The following is a 22802-nucleotide window of genomic DNA, read 5'->3' as shown; positions in this document are numbered from 1 at the left end:
TTATTAGTTAGCTCCACCAGTATTGAAATGGATTTATATCACAAAAAAGAGACAGGAGAATGGATTATTATAAACTACAAAGAAGGGGATACCGTAGAACTAAAAAGCATTAATCTGAGCTTCGCGATCGAGCAAGTCTATCGAGGCCTGATACTCACGCCAGAATTAATGGATAAAATATAGCAGTCGCGCCTAGTAGTTAAGGCATAAATTTGGGCGATCGATTCCGGTTGCACTTAAGTTTTAAACTTAGGCTATGACGGGATTGGGAACCAAAATCCGTCCTTTGTACCCTGCACGATGGTAGCGCTCGATCGCCACAGATGCGATCGCATCCGCTTTTCCACTTTCAATCAAAGCTACGCAAGCGCCCCCAAAACCGCCACCCGTTAGCCTTGCGCCGAATACTCCCGGAATTTCTTGTAAAATAGCTGCTAGCGCATCCACTGCGGGTACAGAAACCTCGTAGTCGTCGCGCTGACTAGCATGAGAAGCATTCATCAACTCGCCAAAACGCTTTGCTGATACAGATTGTACGGCTTCTAATACGCGGTTATCTTCAGTGACGACATGGCGCGATCGCCTTCTTAGGGGTTCCGGCAAAACTTCCACCGCTTGCGGATCGGTGATATCCCTCAACGCCTTCACTCCCAACATCTGCGCCGCTGACTCGCATTCAGCGCGGCGTTGGTTGTAGCCGCTACCAGCAGCTAACTTATGGGTTTCACCGCTATCAATTACCAAAATTTCTGCACCTGCGGGAAAAGGTACTACTCGACGTTCAAGCGATCGCGTATCTAAAAATAGCATTGAATTAGTATCAGCTAAACTTGATGCCATTTGATCCATAATACCACAATTTAAACCTGCATATTGAATTTCTGCTTGTTGTCCAATTTGAGCGATACGTACATCATCAAGAGGTAAATTTAGTAGCGATCGCACCGCTTTAAGAGTTGCCACTTCTAAAGCTGCACTGCTAGATAAACCCGAACCGATCGGCACCGACGAAGTAACAAACACATTCAAAGTCGGTATTTTATACCCTTCTTCCTGCAAAAGTTTAATACAGCCAAAGATATAGCTGCCAAATCCTTTTGGGGCGCGATCGCTATCAAAAAAACTCGCGCGATCGTTAAATTCAACCGAGTAAAAATGGTGCTGTCTATCCTTACTAAAACCCAGTTGTACAGTAGTACGTTGAGGAATTGCAGTAGGCAGTACAAAACCATCATTATAATCAGTATGTTCGCCCAGTAAATTTACCCTTCCCGGTGCGCTAGCTTCCGTTTCTGGCTTTTGATTAAATATTTCTTGAAAATTCATATAAGACTCAAGCCTCTGTCACATTAAAATCGACTTGTAGGGTGCGTCAGACGAAGTTTTACAACCATTATCCAGGGTTTTGGCATCTGACGCACCCTACCAATTGGGTCAGTTGCGTAAGTCTCGATCGTTATTAAGTAAATCCACTTAATTAACCGTAAGATACGGATGGCTAAAAAGCTTGTTGTATAAGCCTTCTTCCTTCTCTCCTAGATAACTAAAGTTTTCTTCCTTCTTCCTTCTACTTATCCCACCTCCAAAGGCACAGGCCGCAACCTTCCATCTACCTCCACACTCGGCCAATTAGGATCGAAAGTCAAGTTTTCCAATCCATCGTTAAAAATTACAAAAGTATCCTCAATCTTTGCCCCCGTTAAACTAGGATTCCAAGCAACAGCCATGTTTGATTGTAAAATATCATTAGTTTCTGGATTCGCCACAACTTCCCGCGACAAATACCCCGTAGTTCCGCCTTGATGATGTTCCCGAATTGCATTAACATACCCTTGCTGTTCGTAAGCATCCTTAAGCACATTATAAACTGCATTCAGCGATTTTCCAGGCTGACAAAAATTCAGAGCCCTTGCTTCAATTTTTCGGACATCTTTGTGCAATTTTGCCTGCTCTGTTTTTAAAGAGCCAAAGCAAACAAATCGCGTCAAATTTGCATACAAACCATATCCCCTCGCGCAAAAAACCAGCATCGCTTCCCGCCCAATTACTTCTTTCGTAGCTGTAGCATGGCGGTAAAGTGGCAAACGCCTTTCTCCAGCAACTAAAGTAAGCGTAGGATGTAGCCCTCGCGCCCACATTGCCTCAGCTCCAGCCCCCGCTAACTGATATTCTGTCCATGTAGGTTTAGCCGCAGAAAGTACCTCCGTCATTGCTTCGCTTGCCTTACGTCCTACCTGTCGATAACGCTCTAATTCACTTGCCATCATTACCCGTTTGTGGTTCTGTAAAGAAGCAGTTAATCCTGTCTCTTTGGAGTTAGCGGGGCGATCGCTCATTACCTTTCCCCCTTGAGCCGCTTCTCTCACAAAAGCTTCCCGTTTTGCCACATCCGCCCAAGGATAGATATAAACTTCAAAATTGGCTGGCAATTCCTCATCTTTTAAACGCTGAGCTTCAATTTCATCTGTTAAAATCCAAGCATTTTCCGCCGTTACTAAAACTTCGGCAATTCCGGTTTCAGCCGCTAGTAAGACAGTATTGGAACCGCCAGCAGTTGCCCAGGCAAACCAATCTGTACCGCGTAGGCGAAGTGCGCTTGCGCCTGTTTCCTTTAAGGCTTGGCGGATTAATTCTAGTTTGGAGGAAACTTCTTCGTTCATAGGGGAATTTAAAGATTTTTTAACCGCAAAGGACACAGACTTGTAGGGTGCGTCAGACGAAGTTTTACAACTATTATCCAGGGTTTCTAGTTCTGACGCACCCTACTATGCAGTCGATGAATGAGAAACTAGCTACATTTGTTTGCGATTTAAACAGAAACTGTCACTGATACGGCTTGTAATTCCTTAGCTTTTTCTTCTGGCAAAGCGTCGTTAGCAAACATTCCTGCCGCTAGTTCTGTTCCGGCTAAATACTTGAGGCGATCGCTTGTCCGATAAGGAGGATAAAATTGAGCGTGTAAGTGCGCTTCAGGATGGGGTTTACCATCAGTAGGTGCTTGAAACCATGCCATTAAATAAGGGAAAGGGCGATGCCACAAACCGTCATATTTAAGAGTTACAGTTTTTAATGCTAAAGCTAAGGATTTGCGCTGTTTATCAGTCAGATCCATAAAGCTAGCAACTGGTTGAATAGTCGCCAGCCAAACTTCGTAAGGGTAACGCGCACAGGCGGGGACAAATGCGATCGCGTCTTCATCTAAATAGATGATTCGCTGGTTTGCTGCAATCTCTTTTTGAATTAAATCTTGCAACAAACCCCGCTTGTGTTGTTGATAGTATGCCTGCTGGCACTCTAGCATTCTCGCTGGCACAGGCGGTACAAAAGGATAAGCGTAAATTTGCCCGTGTGGGTGGTGCAAAGTAACGCCTACTTCTGTACCCCGATTTTCAAAAGGGAGTACGTATTGAATTTCAGGATAACCTCCGATCGCGGCAGTGCGATCGCCCCACACTTGCAGCAGCAATTCTAAGTGATCTAGTTCCAAGCCCCCCAGAGAAGCGAGAGGATCTTGAGTAAAAACTACTACTTCGCACGCGCCATGTGCCGGTAAAGTCTCGACAATGTTCGCAGGGGCATCATGCGCCGCGAGTGTCAGGGAGGGGAAGCGGTTGTCAAAAACTGCTACATCATAGCGCCCTTGCGGAAGTTCCGTCGGAAATTTCGGGTCAATAGTAGGCGCTAGTGGGTTGTATTCAGGGGGCGGCATGAAAGTTCGCCCTTGACGGTGACTGGCATAAGCCACCCATTCCCCCCGCAAAGGATGCCACCGTAGGTGCGGATTAGCCTGCACTGGTTCATTGCTGGGGCTAGTGGCCGCAATTCCCTCAGCAATTGGGTAGCGGCTATACAAAGTTAGCTTGCGACCATCCGGCTTTAGCAATGTCTGGGCGTACATTTTTTTTGTGCCACAATGAGGCTTTAATTAATGTTAGAAGTATAGCTTCTCGGTTCTTGTTTGCACCCCTATCTAAAGTAGCAAATTTGTTAACCGTTAACCATAATACCCTTAAATGTAGAGTGGGCGAGCGTCCGAACAGTTTGTATAAGATTGAATCTCGCCGCATGGAAGATTTGTACTAAAAGAGATAAGTTAATAGTACATTAGACCTCTTGCGAAAGTGCGATCGCTCTAGGTAGAATAAAAGAAAAAATCAGCTTAATAAGATGAATTACGAACAATTACAAAAGTTAAACCCCCCAGACTTTAAACGCTACTGCGGAGTACATCAAGAGACATTCAAAGAGTCTGGGAATTAAATGGGGTATTAATAATGAATCAAATTCTTACCGAATTGTAATTAGAACGAAGAAGATGCTTCGGATTAAGATTTAATTCGATCGCTGGGATTTATAATTATGAACTTTCTTTGAAGACAAATTAGCGAACACCTGAGACTTTCGCAAGAGGTCTACTGCATAAAAACCTCATAAAATTCACCGCCAGTAGCTACCAGCTAAAAGACATCCCCAAAGCCGAACTTGATTTTAACACTCTTTGACCCAGAGTACCAGCCTAGTACCGTCTGCATCAAATTCATCCTTCAGATAGAAGTAAATCTAAATTTTTTACCTTACATTTATCAACAATAGCAAGTTCTAACGATAAATACCTTATCTGGAAGTTTGACTCCAGTATAAAAGCGAATAAGCTTAGTTTCTCAAAGCTTCGCACTTGCTATTTGAGCAACATAGAAGACTGCACTTGCTTCCAAATAAAAGCGTTTAATAAGTTCTTGCTATCTTCAGCAAGGCCGCTTTGATGCGTGTTATCACCTTTACAAATTACTGAGGCTACTTATGTCGCACCCGGAAAATAACCTAAAAAATAAAGTTAACAGCAGCGGAAACTGGAAAATCAGATTTACCTCTTTAGACGGAGTGCGAGCGCCATCCCAGTTCGCCCCCTCATCAAAAATAAACTCCAGTAACTCTCAAACATCCCATTCAGAAATACCCGACTTAGTTTGCCTCTCACATCTACGGTGGGATTTCGTCTACCAGCGACCCCAACACCTATTAAGCCGCTGTGCCAAAAATCGGCGCGTATTTTTCATAGAAGAACCAGTATTTAGCCCCGATGCAAATTGGCGGCTTGATGTTAGCATTCGCGACAGTGGAGTTTGGGTAATCGTGCCGCATTTGAGCGAAGGAATGAGCGAAGAAACCATAAAAATGGCTCAACAAGCAATGCTTGATGCTCTATTCGAGCAAGCACAAGTTCGGAGCTATATTCTCTGGTACTACACCCCAATGGCAATGGCTTTTAGCAGTCACTTAAAACCCATCGCCGTAGTCTACGACTGCATGGACGAGCTATCAGCATTCAAAGGCGCTCCTCCCAGTTTAAAAACACACGAAGCCGCACTATTTAGCCGTGCCGACTTAGTGTTTACAGGAGGACACAGCCTTTACGAAGTCAAGCGCCATCAGCACCACAACGTCCACGCCTTCCCCAGCAGCATCGAAAGAGCGCACTTCGCACAAGCAAGAAATTTAATCGAAGAACCAGCAGATCAAGCTGACATTCCTCATCCCCGGTTAGGATTCTATGGCGTAGTAGATGAGCGCATGGACATCGAACTATTGCGAGGTATTGCCGAAGCGCGTCCCGATTGGCATTTAGTCATCATTGGGCCAGTAGTAAAAATCGATCCTGAAACTCTGCCGCGCCACCCCAATATTCACTATCTCGGCGGCAAATCTTATCAAGAATTGCCAAGATATCTTGCCGGTTGGGATGTAGCATTGCTTCCCTTTGCCATTAACGAATCAACCCGCTTTATTAGTCCTACCAAAACCCCAGAATACCTCGCCGCAGGCAAGCCAGTTGTATCCACTCCCATCCGCGATGTAATTCGACCCTACGGACAAGAAGGATTAGTAAGAATTGCCAGCACAGCCTCAGAATTCGTGGCCGCAGCCGAAGCAGCAATGAATGAAAATATCGAGGCATCGGGTTGGCTAAAGGAAGTTGATGTGTTTTTGGCGCAAAATTCTTGGGATCGCACTTGGGAGCAAATGATGCAGTTAATAGAGTCAGTAATTCGCGATCGCATGGCATCAGTTGAGAAACGTGCTGCTTTGCCAAAATCTGCTACCTCAGCAGCGTCGGAAAATCGCCACGCCGTAAGCGTAAAAACTTCTTCAACTACAGCATTAAACCGCTAAGTTTGCTGTTTGTTGTAGTTCCCAGCAATAACTGGGCGACTGGGAACGCTAAAAATCACCACTTTACAAATATTACAAGAGGTAATTTAATGTTTGATTACTTAATTGTCGGAGCTGGATTTGCAGGTAGCGTCATTGCCGAACGTTTAGCAACTCAAGCCGGAAAAAAAGTCTTAATCATCGATACCCGCAACCACATTGGCGGCAACGCCTACGATCATTACGACGATCACGGCATTCTAGTACATAAGTACGGCCCCCACATTTTTCACACCAACTCTCGCGATGTTTTCGAGTATTTATCTCTGTTCACAGAGTGGCGGCCCTACGAACACCGCGTACTCGCTAGTGTTGATGGTCAAAATTTACCAATTCCCATCAACCTCGATACCGTAAATCGGTTATACGGGCTCAATCTCACTTCCTTCGAGGTAGCAGACTTCTTCGCCAAAGTAGCAGAACCAAAAGAATACATCCGCACTTCCGAAGATGTAGTTGTCAGCAAAATTGGTCGCGAACTCTATGAGAAATTCTTCCGCAACTATAGCCGCAAACAGTGGGGAATAGATCCCTCTGAACTCGACAAATCAGTTATCGCCCGCGTACCTACTCGTACCAACCGCGACGACAGATATTTCACAGATAGCTATCAAGCAATGCCGCTGCATGGCTATACCCGGATGTTTGAGAAAATGCTGGCTCACCCTAATATTAAGGTGATGCTAAATACCGACTACCGGGAGATTGAAAATATCATTCCGTACAGCCAAATGATTTACACGGGGCCAGTTGATTCCTACTTCAATTATTGCTACGGCAAACTGCCCTACCGTTCGTTGGAATTTAAGCACGTAACCATCAATACTCCGGTATTCCAACCAGCGCCAGTTGTCAACTTTCCCAACGAGCATTTGTACACCCGCTGTACTGAGTTCAAATATCTGACGGGACAAGAACACTTGAAAACTAGCATTGTCTACGAGTACCCCCGTGCTGAAGGAGATCCTTACTACCCAGTACCGCGCCCAGAGAATGCCGAAATTTATAAGAAATATAAGGCTTTAGCTGATTCAACTCCTGGGGTTAATTTTGTCGGAAGATTGGCGACTTATAAGTATTATAACATGGATCAAGTCGTCGCTCAAGCTCTGACAACATACAACCAAATTACTGTCAAACCGAAGATAGAATTGCTGGGCAATCTCAACGGTTCTACCCAGAACTTGAGTCGGGATGGAGTTGCCGCACAGCCGATGGCTTTAGAAGTTGCTGTTGGCAACGGTAACGGCAAAGCTTAGGGCAAATAGTAGTAGGTGGACATAAATTGCAATATATATGTCCACCCTACAATGTTTCAACTTTTACTATTCACAAACACTCCCAATTAATAATTGAGATCCATAGCAATGAGCGTAGTTAAAGTTACTTTGTCACCCGATGTTTTGGAAAGTGCTAAAGCTCTCCATTTTCAGAAAGAAATTGAGAAAATAATTGAAAATGGAGGTAAAATTCTGATGCTCGACCTCAAGAACGTTACTTTTCTCACTAATGCGGGATTAATGACTTTAGTTTCAATTATGAAACTTGTTAAAGCGTCAAATTGCATCCTTTTGATATCTTCAATGAGCGAGCAAGTCAGGATGTTATTTGAACTGACGGGTTTAGAGCAAATGTTTAACTGTTTTCCGAGTGGCGAAGAAATTCCTGTTCCCACTGAATTAACTGAAAAAATAGGAGATTGGAAAAGTGTTGCACTTTAAATTATTCCGGTCGTAATAGGAATTTAGCCGTAAATTCTATAAATTAGGGATAAAGACCTACTACGAACTTAGTCAAAGTTTGGCAATTTTGACTAGAATAGAAATATAACCTGAGATAGATGTGTTGATGAGTTGGTTAGGTAGAGCGGTAGAAAATTGCGATATTGAAGAGCCGGCAACTTTTGAGAACAGGACAACTGTTCATGGGCAAAAAACGGGCTATCCTCGCCCACAATTGCGGCGCAGCAATTGGATTTGTCTTAACGGCTCGTGGAAGTTTAGTTATGATGATACGGGGCTGTGCGTTCAACCGAGCGATATTGCGGAGTGGACTCACACGATTGAAGTGCCTTTTGCTCCAGAATCGGCTAGGAGCGGTATTGGCGATCGCGGTTTTCACCCGAATTGCTGGTACGATCGCGAGTTTGATGTACCGAAAGCTGAGGGGCGAGTGCTACTCCACTTCGGGGCGGTAGATTATCACGCTCGTGTTTGGGTGAACGGTCAATTCGTGGTGGAACACGAGGGGGGGCATACTCCTTTCAGCGCCGACATTACGGCAGTTTTGAACGAAAACGGGCCGCAGCGGGTGACAGTCTGGGCCCAAGACGATCCCCAAGATTTGGCTAAACCTCGCGGGAAGCAGGATTGGCAGTTAGAACCTCACAGTATTTGGTATCCACGCACGACGGGGATTTGGCAGACTGTGTGGGCTGAACTTGTACCCTCGACTTACATCGATCGCATCCGCTGGACTCCTCAGTTTGAAAGGTGGGAGATCGGTTTTGAGGCGATGGTGGCAGGCGATCGCCAAGATGGTATCCAAATCAAAGTCAGGCTATCAATTGGTTGCTTGATGCTGGTCAACGATACCTACGAAGTCATCAACGGCGAAATTCACCGCCGCATCGCCCTGTCCGATCCCGGTATTGACGACTACCGCAACGAGTTACTATGGAGCCCAGAGAAGCCGACATTAATTAATGCTCAGATAGAGTTGTGGTGCGAAGGTCGGATGTTGGACGAGGTGAAGTCTTACACGGCAATGCGGACTGTGAGTATACAGCGCGATCGCTTCATGCTCAACGGCCGCCCCTACTACCTGCGCCTGATTCTAGACCAAGGTTATTGGCCGGATACGCTGATGACAGCCCCCTCCGACGAAGCATTTCGCCAAGATATCGAACTGGTGAAAGCAATGGGCTTCAACGGTGTCCGCAAGCACCAGAAAATTGAAGACCCCCGCTTCTTATACTGGGCAGACGTGATGGGCTTGTTAGTTTGGGAAGAAATGCCCAGTGCCTATCGTTTCACCCCCAAAGCCGTAGATCGGCTGACGCGGGAGTGGACGGAGGTAATCGATCGGGATGCCAGCCACCCGTGCATCGTGGTTTGGGTTCCGTTTAACGAATCTTGGGGAGTGCCTAATTTAGTCGAGACGGCAGCCCACCGCAACTATGTACAAGCACTCTACTACTTGACTAAAACCCTTGACCAGACACGCCCCGTGATCGGGAACGACGGCTGGGAAAGTATCGATACCGATATTCTTGCCATTCACGACTACGACAACAACCCCGAAAGTATGGCAAAGCGCTATGGGCCACAGGTGGATTTATCAGAACTTCTAGATCGCGGCCGCCCCGGAGGGCGGATTCTGACCCTTGATGGCCACCCCCACCAAGGACAACCAGTGATGCTGACTGAGTTTGGCGGCATCGCTTACGCGGGTCGGGAAAATCCAGATTTTCATAGGGTGTGGGGATATGTGCGATCTACTGATGTCTCTGAGTTGCAAAAACGATATGGGGGGTTGCTGACCGTTGTTAATCAGGTGGAAATGTTCAGCGGCTTTTGTTATACGCAGTTGACTGATACTTTCCAAGAAGCTAATGGTTTGCTGTATGCCGATCGCACTCCTAAGTTTCCGATAGAGGCGATCGCAGCCGCAACTCTTGGCCAGGGTGCGCCAGAAGAACGTTTAGATCCGCAAATTCTTGGTTCTTGCTAATGGTTAATGGTTAATGGCTAATGGCTAATAGCTAATTGCTAATCGCTAATGGCTAATTGCTAATAGTTAATTGTTTTTACCAGTTAACAGCCTTGTAGGGGCGGGTTTAGCAGATAACCTTTGTAGCCAACAGATAAGCTTTCAACAAAACCCGCCCCGTCCCCACCGTTAACAGTTAACAGTTAACCGTTAACAATTAACAATTAACAATTACAAATTACCGCAAATGTTTAAAAGTTTTTTCATGGGGGGGTTTGAATGCTCCACCCACCGCTTGCAATCTGGAAAACGCCTTGATGTAGTTGCCGCAACTGCTCACGATAAGTTTGTAGCTGCTGACTACAAACGACTGCAAGAACAAGGCATTTATACTGTTCGTGAAGGCCTCCGCTGGCACTTAATTGAACAGGAACCGGAAAAGTATGACTTTTCTAGTGTATTGCCGATGATCCGCACTGCCCGCGATCTGGGAATGCAGGTGATTTGGGATATGTTTCACTATGGTTGGCCTGACGATATCGACATTTTTAGCCCTGAATTCCTGCGAAGATTTGCAGCAATGGTTCGCGCTTTTATGGAGTTATTGACGGCAGAAACCGAGCAAATACCAATGATTACGCCTGTGAATGAGATATCATTTATTGCGTGGGCGGGCGGTGAAGTAGCCTATATTAACCCTTATGCTAAAGGGCGGGGCGATGAGATGAAAAGGCAGTTAGTGAAAGCTGCGATCGCGGCGATTGAAGAAGTCTGGGAAGTCAGTCCGGGAGCGCGAATTGTTCAGATAGATCCAGCGATCAATATTATCGCTGACCCCGACAAGCCAGAGGATATAGATGTTGCCGAAAACTACCGTTTATCGCAGTACCAAGCTTGGGATATGTTAGCTGGGCGGATGTGTCCTGAACTTGGCGGCAAAGAAAAATATCTCGATATCATTGGTGTGAATTACTACGATCGCAACCAATGGATTCATAACGAAGACCCGATGAAATATACCGATGCGCTTTACCGCCCATTTCGGGAGATGCTACGGGAGGTTTACGATCGCTACCGCTGCCATTTATTCGTAGCAGAAACAGGGTGTGAAGACGAGGCGCGACCAGTCTGGTTTAATTATGTCTGTACCGAGGTAGCTGCTGCGATCGCAGCAGGCGTACCAATTGATGGCATCTGCCTTTATCCCATTGTCAACCATCCCGGCTGGAACGACGACCGCCACTGTTATAACGGTCTGTGGGATTATTGTAATGAAGTAGGCGATCGCGAAATTTATCAACCCTTAGCAGATGAATTGCAGCGACAAAGACAGCAACTTGGTAACTGTTAAAGGCAGGGCGGGTTTTGTTAAAATGTACGGGCGTTACAATATGCCCGTACTTGTCTGTTAAACCCACCCTTGTATCTTCAAACAGGTAAGCGATATTTTTTATTCTCAAAGAGAAACCAATCTAAAAGCAGATGCTCCTGCTGTATTTTTTATTCTCAAAAAGAAATCAATCTAAAGGCAGAGGCTCTAATACTATAGAAGCTGTAATAATTTCTTTTAGAACTTTCCGTAAAGCTCTGCGAAACACTGTAGAACAAATTTAGGTCAAGTCATTTATATCTCTTTCAAACCAACTCAAAGTTATTAACTTTGGGCATAAACTTTATCGCAATTTTCCGAGGTGATTATGGCAAATTACGACATTTTTGACGAACAATACTATCTTTCCCAATATGGTTTTGTGAAAGATGCAGTCGATCGCGGACTGATCGGCTCCGGCAAAGAACACTTTGAACGATTTGGTCAAGCTGCTGGTTTAACTAAAATATCGCGGTATTTTGACGAAGAAACCTACCTTGCCGGCAATCCCGATCTTACACCCTTTGTCCGCACCGTCAACCCAAACGCGCCTTTTGCTTCTGGCCTCGATCATTTCATCCAATTTGGTTATGAAGAAGGAGCTCGCCGCACTCAAGTCTCCCCTGAGTATAACGAAGATTTTTATTTGCGAAATAACTCAGAGTTACTGCCATTCATTCAGAATGGAACTTTCAAGTCGGGATACCAGCACTTTATCCAATATGGTGTCGAAGAAGGTCGTTTTGGCACTTCTTTCTTTGAACCAGAATACTTAGAGCAAAATCCCAATCTTGTGCCATTTATCAACTCTGGAGCGTTGAAAACAGGTCGCGATCACTACTTCCAATTTGGGCAATTTGAGGTCAACCGTTCAGCAACTTTTGTCGGTAGCCGCAGCAACGATGTCCTAACTGGCGTTGGTGTAGGGAATGTCGAACTTGTTGGAGTTGAAGTAGGTCTAGATCCCAACGGTAATCGCCAGTACGAAAGTTTTGGCACCAATGAATTTGATGTCCTGATCGGTAATCCTGGAACCAATAACTTCGTGCTAGGAGTTCCTGCAACCTCCGGTAATGCCGCACCTACATCGCTCTATTTGGGTAACGGCCAGGCCACAATTCGGAACTTTGATATAGTCAATGATTTTATCCAATTGCAAGGCTCTTCATTGACTAACTATAATCTCGCTCCTGTAGGTAACAATCTATCGATTCAAACACGGTTTGGAGACGTATTTGGTGTGATTGAGGGAGGAGCAAATTTAAGTTTGACCGTTCAAGGTGTACTTCCTAACGGCACTTTCTTGATTGGCTAAAACAGTGGCTTTAGACTGTGAGTTTGGCGGTAAGCTATTCAAAAGCTTACCGCTTGCTTGTGTAATTGCGATCGCACCACATCATTCTTGAGTAATAGTTGCTGAGAAATTTACGTAAATCTCTCAGCAATGAGCGAAATAGAAGTTTGTATCAATTCCGTTCTGTTAATTCATCCATTTTTGTGAGGAAATTATGGCAAACTACGACATTTTTGACGAACAATATTACCTTTCCCAATATGGCTTTGTGAAAGATGCAGTCGCTCAAGGATTAGTCAAATCTGGTCTAGAACACTTTCAAAAGTATGGTCAAGCTGCTGGTTTAACTAAAATATCGCGGTATTTTGACGAAAATACTTACCTTACCAATTATCCTGACATTGCAGCCTTTGTCCGCACTGTCAACCCCAATGGTGCTTTTGCTTCTGGTCTCGATCACTTTATCCAGTATGGCTATGAACAAGGCGGCCGTTTAACTCAAGTATCGCCTGAGTATGATGAAGAGTTTTATTTGCGAAATAACTCAGATTTACTGCAATTCCTTTTTAATGGAACTTTTAAATCCGCATATCAGCACTTTATTAAATTCGGTTTAAAAGAAGGTCGTTTTGGTACTTCTTTCTTTGAACCAGAATACTTAAATAAAAATCCAGATATTGTGCCATTTATCAACTCAGGAGCCTTGAAAACAGGTCGGGAGCACTACTTCAAATTTGGGCAATTTGAGACCAACCGCTCTGCAACTTTTGTCGGTACTAGCAACGATGTCTTACCTAGTAACGATATCCTAACTGGTGTAGGCGTAGGGAATGTCGAACTTGTTGGAGTTGAAGTAGGTGTAGATCCCAGCGGCAATCGGCAGTATGAAAGTTTTGGAACCAATGAATTTGATGTCCTGATCGGCGGCCCTGGCACCGATAACTTCGTGCTGGGAGTTCCTACTACCTCCGGTAATGCCGCACCCACACCGCTTTATTTGGGTAACGGCCAGGTAACTATTCAGAACTTTGACATAGCCAATGATTTTATCCAATTGCAAGGGTCTTCATTAACTAACTACAATCTTGTTCCTGTAGGTGGCAATCTCTCAATCCAAACACGGTTTGGAGACGTACTTGGTGTGATTGAGGGAGGAGCAAATTTAAGTTTAACCGTTCAAGGTGTACTTCCTAACGGCACTTTCTTGATTGGCTAGAATAGTGACTTTAGACAGTGAGTTTGGCGGTAAGCTATTAAATAGCTTACCGTTAATTTTTTGAGCAATTATTGTTTTTTTAATAAATAAAAACTGGGAGCATCCACAATTTGAGATGTTACAATTAACTAAAATATTTTTAATTGTGGCTGATTATGAATTACGACATTTTCGACGAAAACTATTACCTATCTCGCTACCAGTTTGTAAAAGAGGCCGTGAATTCTGGCATTGTCCAATCTGGTTTAGAACACTTCCAAAAATACGGTCAAAAACTCGGTCTTACTCAAATCTCTCGTTATTACGATGAAGATTACTATCTCGCCAACAATCCCGGCGTTGCAGCAGCAGTCAAAGCCGGAAATTTTGCCTCTGCTTTAGATCACTTTATCCAGTACGGTTACGAGCAAGGACGCGCTAATGCCTCGCCTAGTTATGAAGAAAGATTTTATTTAAAGCGACACCCTGGGATTGTTCCATTTGTACAGGACGGAACTTTTAAATCAGGTTTCCAGCACTTTATTAAGTTTGGCTCAAAAGCAGGACTTTATGCCACTAATTTTTTTGAGACCCGCTACTTAAAAGATAACTCTGGCGTGGCCGCTGCTGTCGATGCTAGTATCTTTCAAACTGGTCGCGATCACTATGTAAAAGCCGGACAATTTGAGCCCAGTCGCGCTACAGTTTTTACAGGAACCAACAGCAGCGATATCGTTACTGGCTTTGGAGTAGGAACCCATGAAATCATTGGAGTGCAGGTAGCTTTAGCGACAGCAAACTTGGGGATTAATCCCAATAGCTACGAAAGTTTGGGAACTAATGAATTTGATACTCTGATTGGCAGTCCCGGATCTGATTACTTCCTGCTTGGGGAGGTTGTACCCCTGAACAGACCAAGCCTGATCGATCGCATCACATTCTACACTGGAAACGGCGAAGCGACAATTATAAACTTTGAAAAAGGCAAGGATTATATTCTGCTTTCGCAACCGCCAGATCAATTTAATATATTTCCAGCCGGGGGCGATTTATTTATTCAAAAATCAGGAGATACGATCGCTAAAATTCCAGGTGGTGCCAATCTGAATCTACAGCAGATTCAAGCGACAAATCCTTTCAATAACCCAAACGTAGGTTATACCTTGCTCGGTTAACATTAGGGTGCGTTATTAACGCACCCTACAACACTAGGATTATGGTAGTTCGCCAAATTGCTGTCGATAGCGATTGAGTTGTTCTTCGGCTTGCTCAGCTTTTTCTTCTGCTGTCAAATACCGAGAACCGCGTTGATCGTACCAGTACAGCACTTCTAACTGTTTCGCACCATCTTGATATCTGCCTCTGCCAATTCCTAAACCCACCTCTGGCATCCAGAAAGGTTCGCCAATTTGCAATTCATACTCGCCATCAACTAAGCGATAAACTTCAAAGATTTGATGTAGATCTCGTCGCCAATAGTAGGGGTTGTAAATCACATAATACAACACGCCTAAGCCAGCATAAATTTCCATTTTCTTATCGTATTCGCCCCCATAAGTTTGAGAAACAACCTCTAGGGCGAAAATGGGAGGAATATTATTTTCTTCCCAAAGCACGTAACTTAAACGTAAAGTATCACCTTTAAAACGCTCAACTCCCAGACTCAAAAAGCCATCGGGAATAATTGGCACCAGGTGGCTTACACCAGTTGTGTGATAAACCCCCATGTCCACGCCGAAAAACCAGTCATTACGCTTACTCCAATGAAATTTGAGTAAGAATAAGAGTAAATTGGGCAGAAAATTTTGATTTTCGTTGTCCACAGGAGTATCATCTGAACTAGGTAATTCAGCGCTAGTAGGTAAACGAGTTTCTTGATTAAACTGTACCATGATGAGAAAATGGCGAAGTTATTAGTTAATTATATTGTAACGCCGCCTTCTAGGCGGTAGTAGTAGCGCTCAGAGGGCGACGTTACAGAAACCTAGTTTCTAACTAATTAATGGCGATCGCGAACTGCTTTTAACATCTCAACTACCTGTTTATGACCCTCCGATGAAGCCCAAACCAAGGCAGTCCAAGTATTATTATCCTTAGCTTTGATATCGGCTCCTTTCTCTAACAAAAATTGTACAACTTCCGCATGGCCGCTACCAGCAGCACTCATCAAAGCAGTCAAACCAAAATTAGTTTTGGCATTCACATCTGCACCTGCATCTAGTAGTGCTTTTACAATCTCAATCTGTCCAGCAGCAGCGGCCCCCATTAAAGCCGTCCAGCCATCATTATCGCAGCCATTTACCTCAACATCAGCAGCTAGTAGTTTTTGCACAATGTTGATATGTCCTGCCTCAGCAGCAGCAGTCAAAGCTGTCAATCCTTCTTCATCTTTCGTATTGACATTTACTCGCTGATCGATCAAAGCTTCTAAAGTAGAAACATCACCCGTTTTAGCGGCATTAATTAGGTCTGTCATTAGTTCCTTCCTCTGTGTTCTCTGTTTCTGTGCGGTTCATATTCTCTCTTAAAGTCTCAACTAATATGGCAATAGATATTTTAATCCTCTCTAACGGCCCTGGGGAAATAACTACATGGGTGCGCCCTGTAGTACAAGCTTTGCGACAACAGTTGGGATGCGATCGCACTCTCGTCCGCATTTCCGTTGTACTGTCCCCTTGTCCCAACGCCTCTGGATCGGAAGCTGCGATCGCGCTTTCCTACCCAGAAGTAGATAGAGTACAAGCAGCAGAGCATTTTTTCCCCTTCTTATTGTCGGGTAAAACAGCAGAAAACTGGGATTGGCGGGACAAAGGAGTGGTTTTATTTCTAGGCGGCGATCAATTTTTTACTGTAGTCATCGGCAAGCGTTTAAACTATCGCACCGTCGTCTATGCTGAATGGGAAGCGCGATGGCTGCATTGGATCGATCGCTTTGGCGTGATGAAACCAGATGCGATCGCCACCGTTCCTAAAAAATATGCAGATAAAGTTACCATTGTTGGCGATTTAATGGCCGATGTAGGCAACGAAAACCTCCGTAACGCCGCCCTGCGGGCGGTAGAGGAACCCCCCGCAGGACGGCGTGACGAAGCCAACGCGGAATTAATAGGAATATTACCTGGTTCAAAAGCGGCAAAATTAGCTTCCGGCGTACCCTTAAGTTTAGCGATCGCAGAACATATTCACCGTCTTCGTCCTCAGACTCGCTTCGTAATTCCAGTTGCCCCCACTCTCGATTTACACACTTTAGCAAGTTTTGCAGACGCTAAAAAAAATAAAGTTTTACCCCTATTTGGTAACATCAGTGCTGAACTACATTTAGCAGAATCTCCGTTTTTACTGACAACAAATGGAGTTCGCTTAGAACTTTATACCCAGTTTCCCGCATATAACTTATTATCTCAATGTAGCCTTTGCTTAACAACTGTGGGAGCCAATACTGCTGAATTGGGTTCTTTAGCAGTACCAATGATTGTTTTGTTGCCAATGCAACAAATGGATGCCATGAAAACTTGGAATGGCATACCGGGATTACTCGCAAATTTACCATTATTTGGTTCTGCCTTTGCTACTGTAATTAACTGGTTAGCATTCCAAATGAGACAGGGAAAACTGTTTGCTTGGCCGAACATTTGGGCAAAGAAAGAAATAGTGCCAGAATTAATCGGTAAACTGGAACCGCAAGCCTTAGCAGAATTAGTAATCGACTACTTAAATCATCCAGAAAAGTTAGAAGAAATGCGCGAACGTTTGCGTGCAGTTCGAGGAGAATCAGGTGCAGCAAACAAACTAGCTCAACTGGTGTGTGAAGAACTTTTATTGTTATCCAACGAAGGAGAAAAGCAATAAAAAACACCCGCCACTGATTAATGCCGTCAATATTGCACCAATTATTACTCCTTTCATTTCTCCCCATTTTTGTTTGCGTTTTAGGCTAATAACAATGGGGACAATATATAAAAGTTGAGATAATCCTATACCAAGGATTGCATAAGATAGTACAACAGTAAAAGAGCTAATTGCGGGAATAGAAGAACCTATAGATATTAGCACAAAGCCAATAAAGACAAAGGCTATATTCATAAAAAATGATGAGCCAATTCCTACCAAAATATCTCTCCATTCAGGTCTTTCTGACATAATTTATATTTCTCCTATTCGTAATTTATTGTTTTGAAGACTTACGTAACGCCGCCCTCTGGGCGGTATTTTATTTATAGCAACCGCTTTCGTAGCTTATGGCAACTCCAACTCTGACATCTGGTTCATAATCCATTAGGTAGTAACCTCTTTCCTAGCCCCTAGCTATACCGCCCAGAGGGCGGCGTTACGTGAGAAGTACGTAAGTTCTGTAAAAGCCCCTAGCTATACCACCCAGAGGGCGGCGTTACGAGAGAAGTGCGTAAGTTCTGTAAAATTTATTTCATCTAGGAACAATCAAGAATATCCAGCAACCTCCATTTAGTAAAGCTGTCAAAACTGCACAGATAATAACACCTTTCATCAATCCCCATTTTTGCTTTCTTTTCATCAAAAGAATCAGAGGAATTGCATAAACAATCTGCCACAAGCCAATAGAAGCAGGAATGAATAAAAAGTTATAATTGCGATTAAAAAATGGCAGATAAGAAGACAAAAACATGAGCGCAATTACAGTTAAATTGTGTATTACAAATAAGAGGAGAACGCCTAAAACAATCCCTACAATCTCATTTCTCCGCACCATAATTTATATTTCTCCTGCTTTTAATTTCACCGATTAGTAACTAAATGATGCCCAGCACTTCCCTCGCGGTAAAACATATTAAACGTATCAAACGGAATAATTCTTCCATCTGGGTGTACAATATGAATACAAGACCGTTTCACAGAGCGCACGTCAAAATTAAACGGATCGAGAAACTGTACAATCAACACCCGAAATACATTTTCATAGGTAATCCCTTCGGGAACTGCCATCATCGGTAAACAGCACAATAACTGTTTTAAAGATGTTGCTGCTGACTTCGGAGAATGGCTAGTGGAAAATAGCTCAAAAATTTTGCTTTTGAGTTCTTCATTCTGCTCGTAAAGTACGCTATTCGGCATCATTTTTACATAAGCATCTGGGTCAATCATACCAGTTAACGGTATCACTTTACCATTTAACTTGAGTGCATAAGCCATTGCCAAGCTATCGGGATGACAGGGAACTGGGATAATATCTTCTGGTTTGAAATAGGGACTTTGCTGCAAAATGGAACGGCGAACTTCTGTTAGGGTGTATCTGTCTCGCTTGGGGTCGAATTGTTCTAATCTTCCCGCTACCTGTATCGGTTGGAACGTGACACCGCGAACGCATTTTTGCTGTAAGGCATATTCGATAATTTTGCCAATTTCAGTATCGTTTAAACCTTTTTTGACAGTAACAACTAAGGTAGTAGAAATATTATACTCATTTAGGTTAGTAATAGCTTTTTCTCTTACCTCTCTTAAATCTACTCCTCGCAACTCCTCCAGTGTGGATTTTTCAAAGCTATCAAACTGCAAATATATCTCAATTCCTGGCATATATTGACTGAGGCGTTGGCAAAATTTTCGATCCTTAGCAATTCTCACACCATTTGTATTAATCATTAAGTGCTTAATTGGCTTGCTTTTCACCAAATCCATAACTTCAAAAAACTCTGGATGGAGAGTTGGTTCGCCGCCGCTAAGTTGCACAATTTGCGGTTCCCCTTCATTAGCAACTACGGCATCTAACATCATTTCAATTTGTGCTAAACTGCGATGTAATCTGGATTGATTAGAATGAGGTGAAATCTCTTCAATACCAGAGTCAGCATAGCAAATAGGACAGGAAAGATTGCACTTATCTGTCAATTCTATCAGGGTTAAACAGCTATGTTGTTCGTGATCTGGGCAAAGTCCGCAGTCGTAGGGACAACCATATTTAATTGGGGTATTAAATTTAAGTGGCATATCCCCAGGCTTGATAAATTCCTGAGTTAATTTATAATAGTCAATATCGTCAGCAATTAAGACTTCTTCTTGTCCGTGAATCAGACAATGCTTAACTAGATAAACGCAGTCATCGCGAAAGATAATCTTTGCCTCAACTTTTGTTAAGCACTTAGAGCAAACGCTGTTAGTTAAGGCATAAAATAGATAAGGTCGAGTAGGCATAGGATTCAGTATTTGTATGTATTTGCTGTAGGTAGTTGTATATACAGGACTTACGCACGATCGCAGTATGGCCGCCATCATGGCGGTGACTTTACCGCCAGGTTGGCGGCGTTACGGATAGTTCTGGGTAAGTCTTAATTGTAGTTGCATTTCAGGGCTAAAGGGTAACTACATACCTTTAAATTCAGATATTGTATCCTTGTGAACAAAGGGATTTCTCATGGGGTGGGGGTGGGTTTATTTAACCTGTCTGAACTTTAAATTTCTTGGCGAACACAACCTGTAGCACTTTTTAAAATGGTGCAAGTATCAGTATTCAATCAACTATTTAATGCTCATTTCTAAGGTATTGACAGGTTGAGTAAACCTAAACAGATTTCCGAGACTACGGCGATAATAAACTAGAGCCAAAATACAAGCAATTTGAATGGCAGTCAGACCTAAAAATGGGTGAAAATCTGGCTTGATAAAATCTACGATCAACCGAAAGCCTAAATAGGCTATCATATAAAATTTAAACAGGTCGCCTTCTTGCCGTTGATAACGGCTGCGGATGCGTAAAAAAGCCATCAAAATCACTAAGAATATAATCTCATACAATTGGGTGGGATGTCTATAAATTCCATCGCCAAAATCTACGCCCCAAGGTAAATTGGTCGCAACACCATAAGTGCGATCGCTCAATCCGGTGAGAAAACAACCAATCCTTCCGATAGCAGTTCCCACAATCAAAGGATAGACGAAAACATCGCCAGTGGAACGGCTAAGACCAATCATTTTTTTTGTTAATTCTACGCCAATTAAGCCGCCAAGTATTGCACCAACTATTGTTTTCCCCTGAATGAAAAGCAAAAGGAATTGCTGCCAATTTTGAGGAAGTAAATCGAGATGTTGTAGTAAAACAAGGGATTTTGCTCCTACTAAAGCGCCTACCATGCCACCTACGATAACAGAAGTTCGCTGAGTAGCTTTGATTGTATCGTTGCGACTATTAAGGATGACGAGACGAAAGGCGATCGCATAGGCTAAAGATTCAAATAAAAGGTGAGGGTGAAGTTGAAATGAACCAATTGAGAAATAAACTGGAAATGTCATAGTTGTTAGTTGTTAGTTGTTAGTTGTTAGTTGTTAGTTGTTAGTTGTTAGTTGTTGGTTGTTGGTTGGTTGTTGGTTGTTGTTTGTTAGTAGTGAAATTAAAATTTAGCTGGCATTACCGCCCTAAAATGGTCGCTGAGAATTAGAAATTATTCGCGGTAATGCCACCCTACAAATACTTAAAAAACCCAATCTAAAAACTCAAAAATTTAGTCAGATTGACCATCTCTCCGCCCCAACTCATAAACGCCACCACTAACGCAAGCAATCACGCCCATACTAATTGCCCAACTGCGACCCAAACCTAATTCTACTCCCCAATTACACAAGCAACCTGCTAGTAAGAACGGTACAATACTCAACAACGAAGCATAAAAAGAATTTAAAGCTTCTCTGCTGCGGCGAGTCTTTTCAAACTCAGATTCTGAAGTATAAAGCGATCGCTCGGCAAAATTCATCCAGCGGTTGAGCTGTACTATCACCCATTCGCTCACAGGCGATAAGCCCCAATATAAAGCCAAAGACCACAAAGATGCACCAGCGATCGCAGTCGTATCCACAGCAAATATAAACGGAAAAATTTCTGTTAACATGGGCGGTGTCAATTGTAGAGCTGAGAATTTGGGTTTGAGATTGCATCTAAAACCCTTGAAATCCTCTCCAGTAGCATCGGCAGTGTAAAAAACTTAGGCGATCGCCGATCTGCGTTTATCTGCGGTTAAACCTGGAAATAACGATGCCAACACACACAATATGAGCTACAGAAGCGTTTGGAACTAAGCTTAACTCAGATTTAAGCCGAATGCTTGACACGGGTGCTGCATAGAGTAAGATACTTCGGTGTAAACTGATTAACTGCCAGCTCGCCTAAGCAATAACAGGGAAGATCGAAGCGAATTGGCATGAAACGCAACAACCACTCGCAAGTATAAAGGGCAATTCAGGAGTGAGAAATATCATGCAAAATTCTACACCGCGACCGACTGCTAAGCGCTTTGTTCGTCCAAAACCGATATTGTTGCTGGCAGGCTTGATCGGCGCGGGTTTGGTAACGATGGGATTGAAGCAGGAGTTAGTAAAGGCTCAGGATTCCAGAGTACAGCAAATTGCTACAGCCAACATTTGGCAAGCCGCTTCTTTCCCGGTAGAAAATTTTGAAGCTTACACCTCTCGCTTCGGCCCGCGCGGCGGTGATTTTCACTATGGCTTAGATTTAGCGGCCCCTGAAGGTAGCTACATCCGCAATTGGTGGGGGGGTCAAGTTACGGAAGTTTGGGAAGATGGCAGATGCGGTACTGGAATTACAGTTCGTTCTGGAGATTGGGAACACACCTACTGTCACCTTAAAGGACGGGTAGAAACTGCTAATGGCAGACCCTATTACATCGATCGCGAAGGGGGCCTACAAATTTGGGAAGGCCAAACGATTCCTGCTGGTGCCAGAATTGCCAGAGTTGGGATGAGCGGCCGCACCACTGGCCCTCATTTACACTGGGGACTGAAGTATGGTGGCCGTTGGGTAGATCCGGCTTTAGTGCTGCGGGAAATGTACGCTCAGCAAAGCTCTCGCTTCTCTAGTTCGTCGCAATAGAAAAAATAGGACTTACGCACCCAACCAAAGAAACCGGGTTTTTTGACGAAAGTACTTGGTTGTTACCACATATTCTCTCAAAAACCCGGTTTCTGGGACGAGCTGCGTAATATCATATCCAGTTAAATACTTGTCATTGCGAGCGAAGCGAAGCAATCGCAGAGACTAGGCG

General features: G+C 43.8%; 20 protein-coding genes and 1 pseudogene. 11 read left to right on the top strand and 10 right to left on the bottom strand.

Annotation, left to right across the window (positions count from 1 at the left end):
* Window positions 1-183 (top strand): annotated as a pseudogene (locus PN499_RS21065) (Uma2 family endonuclease); the annotation flags it as partial.
* Window positions 184-249: 66 nt separating this feature from the next.
* On the opposite strand, the gene galK reads toward PN499_RS21065, so the two are convergent.
* The 3 genes from galK to galT form a co-directional block, all read right to left on the bottom strand.
* A complete protein-coding gene (gene galK, locus PN499_RS21060) occupies window positions 250-1326 on the bottom strand; it encodes a galactokinase (RefSeq protein WP_272034298.1) in 1077 nt (358 codons plus the stop codon).
* Between the two features lie 245 nt (window positions 1327-1571).
* Entirely contained in the window at window positions 1572-2660 is a 1089-nt protein-coding gene (locus PN499_RS21055; RefSeq protein ID WP_272034296.1) for a M24 family metallopeptidase, read from the bottom strand.
* Window positions 2661-2809: 149 nt separating this feature from the next.
* Window positions 2810-3898 (bottom strand): galactose-1-phosphate uridylyltransferase, encoded by a 1089-nt coding sequence (gene galT / locus PN499_RS21050; RefSeq protein WP_272034294.1) that lies wholly within the window; start codon window positions 3896-3898, stop codon window positions 2810-2812.
* A gap of 902 nt (window positions 3899-4800) precedes the next feature.
* Between galT and PN499_RS21045 the strand changes: the two genes are divergently transcribed.
* The 8 genes from PN499_RS21045 (at window position 4801) to PN499_RS21010 (ending at window position 14954) form a co-directional block, all read left to right on the top strand.
* Window positions 4801-6171, top strand: a complete 1371-nt coding sequence (locus tag PN499_RS21045; protein ID WP_272034292.1) for a glycosyltransferase family 1 protein — start codon at window positions 4801-4803, stop codon at window positions 6169-6171.
* Window positions 6172-6260: 89 nt separating this feature from the next.
* Complete coding sequence (gene glf, locus PN499_RS21040) at window positions 6261-7469, top strand: UDP-galactopyranose mutase (RefSeq protein WP_272034290.1); 1209 nt, start codon at window positions 6261-6263, stop codon at window positions 7467-7469.
* Between the two features lie 108 nt (window positions 7470-7577).
* The gene (locus tag PN499_RS21035) at window positions 7578-7931 is read left to right on the top strand and encodes an STAS domain-containing protein (RefSeq protein ID WP_272034288.1); all 354 of its coding nucleotides are present in this window, start codon (window positions 7578-7580) and stop codon (window positions 7929-7931) included.
* 127 nt (window positions 7932-8058) lie between these two features.
* Window positions 8059-9942 (top strand): glycoside hydrolase family 2 protein, encoded by a 1884-nt coding sequence (locus PN499_RS21030; protein WP_272034300.1) that lies wholly within the window; start codon window positions 8059-8061, stop codon window positions 9940-9942.
* A 226-nt stretch (window positions 9943-10168) separates the two neighbouring features.
* The gene (locus PN499_RS21025) at window positions 10169-11272 is read left to right on the top strand and encodes a glycoside hydrolase family 1 protein (protein ID WP_272034286.1); all 1104 of its coding nucleotides are present in this window, start codon (window positions 10169-10171) and stop codon (window positions 11270-11272) included.
* Window positions 11273-11618: 346 nt separating this feature from the next.
* On the top strand, window positions 11619-12605 hold the full coding sequence (locus PN499_RS21020) for a calcium-binding protein (RefSeq protein WP_272034284.1): 987 nt from the start codon (window positions 11619-11621) through the stop codon (window positions 12603-12605).
* A gap of 193 nt (window positions 12606-12798) precedes the next feature.
* On the top strand, window positions 12799-13800 hold the full coding sequence (locus PN499_RS21015) for a calcium-binding protein (RefSeq protein ID WP_272034282.1): 1002 nt from the start codon (window positions 12799-12801) through the stop codon (window positions 13798-13800).
* 155 nt (window positions 13801-13955) lie between these two features.
* Complete coding sequence (locus PN499_RS21010) at window positions 13956-14954, top strand: calcium-binding protein (protein ID WP_272034280.1); 999 nt, start codon at window positions 13956-13958, stop codon at window positions 14952-14954.
* 39 nt (window positions 14955-14993) lie between these two features.
* Here the strand turns inward: PN499_RS21010 and PN499_RS21005 are convergent, their stop codons facing one another.
* Window positions 14994-15671, bottom strand: a complete 678-nt coding sequence (locus tag PN499_RS21005) for a Uma2 family endonuclease (RefSeq protein WP_272034278.1) — start codon at window positions 15669-15671, stop codon at window positions 14994-14996.
* A 107-nt stretch (window positions 15672-15778) separates the two neighbouring features.
* The gene (locus tag PN499_RS21000) at window positions 15779-16255 is read right to left on the bottom strand and encodes an ankyrin repeat domain-containing protein (RefSeq protein ID WP_272034276.1); all 477 of its coding nucleotides are present in this window, start codon (window positions 16253-16255) and stop codon (window positions 15779-15781) included.
* Between the two features lie 65 nt (window positions 16256-16320).
* On the opposite strand from PN499_RS21000, the gene PN499_RS20995 reads away from it, so the two are divergent.
* Window positions 16321-17628 carry a glycosyltransferase family protein gene (locus PN499_RS20995; protein WP_272034273.1) on the top strand — a complete coding sequence of 436 codons (1308 nt, stop codon included), beginning with the start codon at window positions 16321-16323 and terminating at the stop codon, window positions 17626-17628.
* Here the strand turns inward: PN499_RS20995 and PN499_RS20990 are convergent.
* The 5 genes from PN499_RS20990 to PN499_RS20970 all read right to left on the bottom strand — a co-directional run bounded on the left by PN499_RS20990 (window position 17602) and on the right by PN499_RS20970 (window position 21632).
* Window positions 17602-17919 carry a hypothetical protein gene (locus PN499_RS20990; protein WP_272034272.1) on the bottom strand — a complete coding sequence of 106 codons (318 nt, stop codon included), beginning with the start codon at window positions 17917-17919 and terminating at the stop codon, window positions 17602-17604. The two genes, PN499_RS20995 and PN499_RS20990, sit on opposite strands and share 27 nt — an antisense overlap.
* A 283-nt stretch (window positions 17920-18202) precedes the next feature.
* Window positions 18203-18505: a hypothetical protein gene (locus PN499_RS20985; protein ID WP_272034270.1), complete on the bottom strand. Its 303-nt coding sequence runs from the start codon at window positions 18503-18505 to the stop codon at window positions 18203-18205.
* Window positions 18506-18531: 26 nt separating this feature from the next.
* Window positions 18532-19944, bottom strand: coding sequence for a radical SAM protein (locus PN499_RS20980; RefSeq protein WP_272034268.1), 1413 nt, complete (start codon window positions 19942-19944; stop codon window positions 18532-18534).
* A gap of 324 nt (window positions 19945-20268) precedes the next feature.
* A complete protein-coding gene (locus PN499_RS20975; protein WP_272034266.1) occupies window positions 20269-21039 on the bottom strand; it encodes a prolipoprotein diacylglyceryl transferase in 771 nt (256 codons plus the stop codon).
* A 209-nt stretch (window positions 21040-21248) separates the two neighbouring features.
* The gene (locus PN499_RS20970; protein ID WP_272034264.1) at window positions 21249-21632 is read right to left on the bottom strand and encodes a hypothetical protein; all 384 of its coding nucleotides are present in this window, start codon (window positions 21630-21632) and stop codon (window positions 21249-21251) included.
* 365 nt (window positions 21633-21997) lie between these two features.
* On the opposite strand from PN499_RS20970, the gene PN499_RS20965 reads away from it, so the two are divergent.
* Complete coding sequence (locus tag PN499_RS20965) at window positions 21998-22630, top strand: M23 family metallopeptidase (RefSeq protein ID WP_272034262.1); 633 nt, start codon at window positions 21998-22000, stop codon at window positions 22628-22630.
* Window positions 22631-22802 lie beyond the last annotated feature (172 nt).

Source organism: Kamptonema animale CS-326 (genome assembly GCF_028330895.1).
Taxonomy (GTDB): Bacteria; Cyanobacteriota; Cyanobacteriia; order Cyanobacteriales; family Microcoleaceae; genus Kamptonema; species Kamptonema formosum.
The sequence above is the reverse complement of the archived record's forward strand: the minus strand, read 5'-3'. Positions and strand labels throughout refer to the sequence as shown.

Excerpts from the sequence above, each read along its gene's own strand:
- PN499_RS21010 (WP_272034280.1), top strand. The coding sequence starts at position 13,956 with ATGAATTACGACATTTTCGACGAAAACTATTACCTATCTCGCTACCAG.
- PN499_RS20965 (WP_272034262.1), top strand. The coding sequence starts at position 21,998 with ATGCAAAATTCTACACCGCGACCGACTGCTAAGCGCTTTGTTCGTCCA.
- PN499_RS21000 (WP_272034276.1), bottom strand. The coding sequence starts at position 16,255 with ATGACAGACCTAATTAATGCCGCTAAAACGGGTGATGTTTCTACTTTA.
- PN499_RS21055 (WP_272034296.1), bottom strand. The coding sequence starts at position 2,660 with ATGAACGAAGAAGTTTCCTCCAAACTAGAATTAATCCGCCAAGCCTTA.
- PN499_RS20975 (WP_272034266.1), bottom strand. The coding sequence starts at position 21,039 with ATGACATTTCCAGTTTATTTCTCAATTGGTTCATTTCAACTTCACCCT.
- PN499_RS20985 (WP_272034270.1), bottom strand. The coding sequence starts at position 18,505 with ATGGTGCGGAGAAATGAGATTGTAGGGATTGTTTTAGGCGTTCTCCTC.
- PN499_RS21015 (WP_272034282.1), top strand. The coding sequence starts at position 12,799 with ATGGCAAACTACGACATTTTTGACGAACAATATTACCTTTCCCAATAT.
- PN499_RS21030 (WP_272034300.1), top strand. The coding sequence starts at position 8,059 with ATGAGTTGGTTAGGTAGAGCGGTAGAAAATTGCGATATTGAAGAGCCG.
- glf (WP_272034290.1), top strand. The coding sequence starts at position 6,261 with ATGTTTGATTACTTAATTGTCGGAGCTGGATTTGCAGGTAGCGTCATT.
- PN499_RS20980 (WP_272034268.1), bottom strand. The coding sequence starts at position 19,944 with ATGCCTACTCGACCTTATCTATTTTATGCCTTAACTAACAGCGTTTGC.
- galT (WP_272034294.1), bottom strand. The coding sequence starts at position 3,898 with ATGTACGCCCAGACATTGCTAAAGCCGGATGGTCGCAAGCTAACTTTG.
- PN499_RS21035 (WP_272034288.1), top strand. The coding sequence starts at position 7,578 with ATGAGCGTAGTTAAAGTTACTTTGTCACCCGATGTTTTGGAAAGTGCT.
- PN499_RS20990 (WP_272034272.1), bottom strand. The coding sequence starts at position 17,919 with ATGTCAGAAAGACCTGAATGGAGAGATATTTTGGTAGGAATTGGCTCA.
- PN499_RS20970 (WP_272034264.1), bottom strand. The coding sequence starts at position 21,632 with ATGTTAACAGAAATTTTTCCGTTTATATTTGCTGTGGATACGACTGCG.
- galK (WP_272034298.1), bottom strand. The coding sequence starts at position 1,326 with ATGAATTTTCAAGAAATATTTAATCAAAAGCCAGAAACGGAAGCTAGC.
- PN499_RS21020 (WP_272034284.1), top strand. The coding sequence starts at position 11,619 with ATGGCAAATTACGACATTTTTGACGAACAATACTATCTTTCCCAATAT.
- PN499_RS20995 (WP_272034273.1), top strand. The coding sequence starts at position 16,321 with ATGGCAATAGATATTTTAATCCTCTCTAACGGCCCTGGGGAAATAACT.
- PN499_RS21025 (WP_272034286.1), top strand. The coding sequence starts at position 10,169 with ATGTTTAAAAGTTTTTTCATGGGGGGGTTTGAATGCTCCACCCACCGC.
- PN499_RS21045 (WP_272034292.1), top strand. The coding sequence starts at position 4,801 with ATGTCGCACCCGGAAAATAACCTAAAAAATAAAGTTAACAGCAGCGGA.
- PN499_RS21005 (WP_272034278.1), bottom strand. The coding sequence starts at position 15,671 with ATGGTACAGTTTAATCAAGAAACTCGTTTACCTACTAGCGCTGAATTA.